General features: G+C 76.0%; 4 protein-coding genes and 1 pseudogene. 2 read left to right on the forward strand and 3 right to left on the reverse strand.

The window, feature by feature from the left end:
* Together NS331_RS24200 and NS331_RS24205 are read left to right on the forward strand one after the other, a co-directional pair.
* Positions 1 to 2529 (forward strand): winged helix-turn-helix domain-containing protein (locus NS331_RS24200; RefSeq protein ID WP_058644478.1); only part of this gene is annotated, 2529 nt, incomplete at its 5' end.
* Between the two features lie 46 nt (positions 2530 to 2575).
* Positions 2576 to 3379 carry a crotonase/enoyl-CoA hydratase family protein gene (locus tag NS331_RS24205; protein WP_058644479.1) on the forward strand — a complete coding sequence of 268 codons (804 nt, stop codon included), beginning with the start codon at positions 2576 to 2578 and terminating at the stop codon, positions 3377 to 3379.
* 73 nt (positions 3380 to 3452) lie between these two features.
* Here NS331_RS24205 and NS331_RS24210 read toward each other — a convergent pair whose 3' ends face one another.
* From NS331_RS24210 to NS331_RS26880, 3 genes and pseudogenes are all read right to left on the reverse strand, one after another.
* Positions 3453 to 4250, reverse strand: a complete 798-nt coding sequence (locus NS331_RS24210; RefSeq protein ID WP_058644481.1) for a heme ABC transporter ATP-binding protein — start codon at positions 4248 to 4250, stop codon at positions 3453 to 3455.
* A gap of 103 nt (positions 4251 to 4353) precedes the next feature.
* Entirely contained in the window at positions 4354 to 5442 is a 1089-nt protein-coding gene (locus tag NS331_RS24215; RefSeq protein ID WP_058644480.1) for a FecCD family ABC transporter permease, read from the reverse strand.
* A 28-nt stretch (positions 5443 to 5470) separates the two neighbouring features.
* A pseudogene (locus NS331_RS26880) lies at positions 5471 to 5711 on the reverse strand (heme/hemin ABC transporter substrate-binding protein); the annotation flags it as partial.

A 5711-nucleotide genomic window follows, 5' to 3' on the forward strand; every position in this document is an offset into this window, starting at 1 on the left:
GCCGGCTTCGGCAAGACCACGGCCATGCGCCAGATGCGCGACCGCCTGGAGGCCGAGGGCATCGCCACCGCCTGGCTCACGCTCGACGGCGCCGACAACGACGTGCCGCGCTTCCTGCAGGGCCTGGGCGCGGCCGTGCAGGCGCTGGGCATCGAGCCCGCACCGGGCAGCGGCCTGGGCGACCCGATCGCAGCCCTGGGCCATGACGCGCTGCCCTTCGCGCTCTTCCTCGACGACTTCGAGCTGCTGCAGTCGCCCGCCGTCATCGGCCTGGTGCGGCAGCTGCTCGACGGCCTGCCGCGCCAGGGCCAGCTGGTGATCGGCTCGCGCAGCCTGCCCGATTTGGGCCTGGGCCGGCTGCGGGCGCGTGGCCAGTTGCTGGAGATCGATGCCGCCCTGCTGCGCTTCTCGGCCGCCGAGGCGGACGAGTTCTTCCGCCTGCGCGGCGAGCCCCTGCCGCGCGACACGCTCGAGCGCCTGCTGGCCAAGACCGAGGGCTGGGCCAGCGCGCTGTGGCTGGCCTCGCTGGCGCTGCAGCGCCACGGGGCGGCCGGCAGCGACTTCGTCGAGCGCTTCTCGGGCTCCGACCGCGCCGTGGCCGACTACCTGGCCGAGGACGTGCTGGCTCAGCAGAGCGAGGCCGTGCGCGACTTCCTGCTGCGCACCAGCGTGCTGCGCGTGCTGGATGCGCAGGTGTGCGCCGCCGTGGCCCCGCGCGCCGACTGCACGGCGATGCTCGCGCAGCTGGAGGCGGGCCACCTCTTCCTCGCGCCGCTGGCCAGCGATGCGCGCAGCTACCGCTACCACAGCCTGTTCGCCGACTTCCTGCGCGCCCAGCTGGCGCGCGAGCGGCCCGGCGACGTGGCGCGGCTGCACCTGGCGGCCTCCGGCTGGTACGAGGCCCAGGGCCGGCCGGTGCCGGCCATCGACCATGCCATCGAGGGCGGCGACCATCCGCATGCGCTGGCCCTGCTGGCGCGCCATGCCGAGCGCTTCCTGGAGGAAGGCCGCATGCGCCTGCTGGACCGCTGGTTCGCCGCGCTCCCGCCCGCGCAGCTGGCCGGGCAGCCGCTGCTGCAGATGGTGGCCACCTGGGCCGAATGCTTCACCCGCGGCCCCTGGCAGGCGCTGCAGCGGCTGCGCGCCAGCGGCTGCGAGACCAGCGAGGACGCCGCCGTGCGCGCCCACGTCAACGGCCTGCAGCCGCTGCTGCTGGCCATGATGGACCATCCCGAGGACGCCTACACCGTCGGCCATGCCAACCTGCGGCGGCTGCCCACCTGCCGCGCCTTCGCCGACAGCGCGCTGGCCAATGCCATGGCCTACATCGTCTCGGTGATGGGCGAGCAGCACGAGGCCCACCGCCTGCTCGACGCTGCGCGGCGCAGCCAGGCCGGCAGCATCTTCAACCGCATGTACACCGAGGCCATGGAAGGCGTGCTCGACCTGGCCGAAGGCCGGCTGCGCCAGGCCGCGGCGCGCTTTCGCGTCGCCCTGTCCGCCACGCCGCGCAGCGCCTCGTACAACCCCACGCAGGGCAATGCCTGGGCCGGCGTGCTGCATGCCGGCGTGCTGTACGAAAGCGACGACCTGGCCGGCGCCGAGCACCTGCTGAGCGTGTACCTGCCGCTGGCCCGCGACGTCGGGCTGCCCGACCACGTGATCGCGGCCTACCGCATGCGGGCGCGCATCGCCTTCCTGCAGGGCGATGTGGACAGTGCCTTCCAGCTGCTGACCGAGCTCGAATACCTGGGCCACGACCGCCAGCTGCCGCGCGTGGTGGCCAGCGCCAAGCTGGAGCAGGCGCGCCTTTTGATGCTGCAGGGCAACCGCGATGCGGCGGCCGACATGCTGGCGCGCGCCGACGACGACGCCGTGTGGGAGCGCGTGCACCGTCTCAACCTGCCGGCCCACCAGGTGGACGACATCGCCATCGGCCGCTGGCGCTGGCAACTGCGCTTCGGCGATGCCGAGGCCGTGCGGCAGGCGCTGGTCCCCGCCATCGCCGAGGCCGACGCGCAGGCGCGGCGGCACCGGGCGCTCAAGCTGCGCGTGCTGCTGGCGCTCGCCCAGGCGCGCACCGGTGCCGCGGCCGAGGCCCAGGCGGTGCTGGCCGCCGTGCTGGCCGAGACGGCGCGCGAGGGCTTCGTGCGGTTGCTGCTGGACGAGGACCCGGCCCTGGCGCCGCTGCTGCGCGCCGTGCAGGCCGACCGGGCGCGGCTGGACGAGGCGGGCCCCATCTACGCCGACCACGTGGCGCGCCTGGCCGCCGGCTTCGGCGAGGTGCACGCGGACGAGCCTGCGGCCGGCGACACGTCGCCCGCGCCCCTGGCCGAACCGCTGACCCGCAAAGAGATCCGCGTGCTGGAACTGCTGGCCGCCGGCTATTCCAACGCCGCCATGGCCGAGAAGCTGTTCGTCTCGGACAGCACCGTGCGCACGCACCTGCGCAACATCAACCTCAAGCTCGGCGCCCGCAGCCGCACGCAGGCGGTGGCGCTGGCGCGGCAGGCGGGCGTGGTGCGGTAGGCGCGCACCACGCCGACCGCGTGCCATGACCAACAGGAGTCCTGCCATGACCGATCCCTCTGGCGCGCAGACCGGCGTGCACTGCACTGCCGACGGCCCCGTCTGCACCATCACCCTCGACCGCCCGCACAAGCGCAACGCCGTCGACGGCGCCACCGCCGCCGCGCTGCGCCAGGCCTTCGAGCGCTTCGAGGCCGACGACACGCTGCGGGTGGCCGTGCTCACCGGCGCCGGCGGCCACTTCTGCGCCGGCGCCGACCTGGCCGCCGCCACCGACCCGGCCGCGCGCAACGCGCTGGACGCGCGTGGCGAAGGCCCCGGCCCCATGGGCCCGACGCGCATGGCGCTGGCCAAGCCGCTGATCGCCGCCATCGAGGGCCATGCCGTGGCCGGCGGCCTGGAACTGGCCCTGCTGGCCGACCTGCGCGTGGCCGCCGAGGATGCGGTGCTGGGCGTCTTCTGCCGCCGCTGGGGCGTGCCGCTGATCGACGGCGGCACCGTGCGCCTGCCCCGCATCGTCGGCATGGGCCGGGCGATGGACCTGATCCTCAGCGGCCGGCCCGTGCCCGCCGACGAGGCGCTGGCCATGGGCCTGGTCAACCGCGTCGTGCCCCGCGGCGGCGCCCTGGCCGCGGCGCAGGCCTGGGCCCGCGAGCTGGCGGCCTTTCCCCAGCAATGCATGCTGGCCGACCGCCGCTCGGCCTACGCGCAGTGGAATCTGCCGCTGGACGAAGCGCTGCGGCAGGAAGGCGCCAACGGCGTGCCGGCCTTCTTCGCCGAGGGCGAGGCGGGCGCCGCGCGCTTCGCGGCCGGGGCGGGACGGCACGGGCGTTTTTCCGAGCCGTCCTGATCCCTTTCTGCTCCCCGGCTTCCAGCGGCTGCGCCTGGTGGCGTCCCCCGGCAGCGCGGCGGCGTGCGCGGCCTCAGGCGAACAGGAACTGCGCCACCCCGTCCCCGGCCACCACCGCCTCGCACGGCATGCCCCAGACCTGCGCGACGAGCGCCGGCACGAGCACCCCGGCCGTGGGTCCGGCCTGCACGCCGCCTGCGCCGTCGAGCACCACCACCGCGTCGGCATAGCGGCGCGCCAGGTTCAGGTCGTGCAGCACCAGCGCCACGCCGACGCCGCGCGCGGCCCAGGCGCGCAGCAGGCGCAGGGCGGCATGCTGGTGGGCCAGGTCGAGCGCGGCGGTGGGCTCGTCCAGCAGCAGCCAGCGGCTGGCGCCGCCGGGCCGGGGTTGCCAGAGCTGCGCCAGCGCACGCGCCAGCTGCACCCGCGCGCGCTCGCCGCCCGAGAGCGTGTTGAGCACCCGCGGCGCCAGCCCCAGCACGTCAGTGGCGGCCATGGCGGCGGCGACGATCGCGTCCTCGCCGCCATCGGGATGGCCGTCGGGGCAGGGCGCGGCGCGGTGCGGAAAGCGGCCCAGCGCCACCACCTCGTGGGCCGTGAAGTCGAAGGCGATGCCGCTGTCCTGCGGCATCAGCGCACGCTGCAGCGCCAGGGCTGCGGGCGGCACCTCGCACACCGGGGCGCCGTCCAGCCGCACGCCGCCGCCCTCGGGCCGGCGCGCGCCGGCCAGCACGTTCAGCAGGGTGGACTTGCCGGCGCCATTGGGTCCCAGGATGGCGGTGACGGCGCCGGGCGCCAGCCGCAGCGTCGCAGGAGCCAGCAGGCAGCGGTTGCCCGCTGACAAGGCGAGGTTTTCGGCGAGGAGCGTCACGGCCCGCACCCCGTCCCGGACGGCCCGGCCACCCGCGCGTGCGCACCGCGGCAGGCATGCACGGCAGCATCGGCGCGCGATGCCGCGTCGTGTGCGCGGCCCCTCACACCCGCCCCCGGAAGCGCCGCAGCATCCACAGGAAGGCCGGCACGCCCAGCGCGGCGGTGAGCACGCCCAGCGGCAGCTCGGCCGGCGCCATGGCCGTGCGGGCCACGGCATCGGCGGCCAGCACCAGCGCCGCGCCGACCAGGCCGGCGGCGGGCAGCACCACGCGGTGGTCGGGCCCGGCCGCCAGGCGCACCGCATGCGGCGCCACCAGGCCGATGAAGCCGATCACGCCGGTGGTCGCCGTCACGGCGCCGACCGCACAGGCGGTAAGGGCAATGGCGCGGCGTTTCACCGCCTCCACGTCCACGCCCAGCAGATGGGCCTGGGCCTCGCCTAGGGCGAGAGCGTTGAGCGGCCCGGCCAGGCGCAGCGCCAGCGCGCAGGCGCCGAGCACCAGCGGGCCGACCAGCGCCAGCGCACTCCAGCGCCCGCCGCCCAGGCTGCCCAGCAGCCAGAACTGCAGGCTGCGCAGCTGCTCGTCGGTGGCGATCACGCTCAGGAAGCCCAGGCCGGCGCCCGCCAGCGCATTGATGGCGATGCCGGCCAGCAGCATCAGCGCCATGCGGGTGCCGCCCTCGCTGCGCGCCAGGCGGTAGATGAGGGCGGTGACGGCCAGCCCGCCGGCGAAGGCGGTGAGCACCAGGGTCCAGCTGCCCAGCGCGCGCGGCAGCCAGGGCAGGCTGCTCGCGCCCAGCACGATGGTCAGGCCCGCGGCGAGCGCCGCGCCGCTGCTCACGCCCACCAGGCCCGGATCGGCCAGCGGGTTGCGGAACATGCCCTGCATCACCGCCCCCGCGATGCCCAGGCCGGCGCCGGCCACCATGCCCAGCAGCAGCCGCGGCAGTCGGATCTGGGTGAAGACCAGGGCCTCGGGCGAGCCGTCGGACTGGCCGGTGAGCCAGGCGCCCAGCAGTTGCAGCAGCCGCCCGGGCGTGATGGCGTAGGCGCCGCTGCCGGCGGCCAGCGCGAAGCACAGGGCGAGCAGCAGCGCGGCGCCGGCGATCACGCGGCGGCGCCGCTGGCGCTGCAGGGCCGCGGGGCTGCGCGGGGCCGGGCCGTCGCCGGCGCGGAGCACGGCGCTCATCGATGCGCGCCGGCCGCAGCGCCGTTCATCAGGCCATCCATCGGCGGAACTCGGCGTTCAGCGCACGCACGGCCTGCGGCATGCGCGGGCCGAAGCCCAGCAGTTCCAGCGCGTCCATGGCCACCAGCGCGCGGCGGCGGTGGGCCGGGATCAGCGCCAGCTCGGGCCGGGCCCAGAACCTGTCGGCGCCGCCCTGCGCCTGCAGACCCTGCGTGGTGGTGAGCACCACGTCCGGCGCGGCACTGGCCAGCGCCTCGGCATGTAACGGG

The organism is Pseudacidovorax intermedius (genome assembly GCF_001476815.1).
Lineage (GTDB): Bacteria > Pseudomonadota > Gammaproteobacteria > Burkholderiales > Burkholderiaceae_C > Xenophilus > Xenophilus intermedius_A.

What these genes read in the sequence shown, in the direction of transcription:
- NS331_RS24205 (WP_058644479.1), top strand. Translation starts at nt 2,576, where the DNA reads ATGACCGATCCCTCTGGCGCGCAGACCGGCGTGCACTGCACTGCCGAC.
- NS331_RS24215 (WP_058644480.1), bottom strand. Translation starts at nt 5,442, where the DNA reads ATGAGCGCCGTGCTCCGCGCCGGCGACGGCCCGGCCCCGCGCAGCCCC.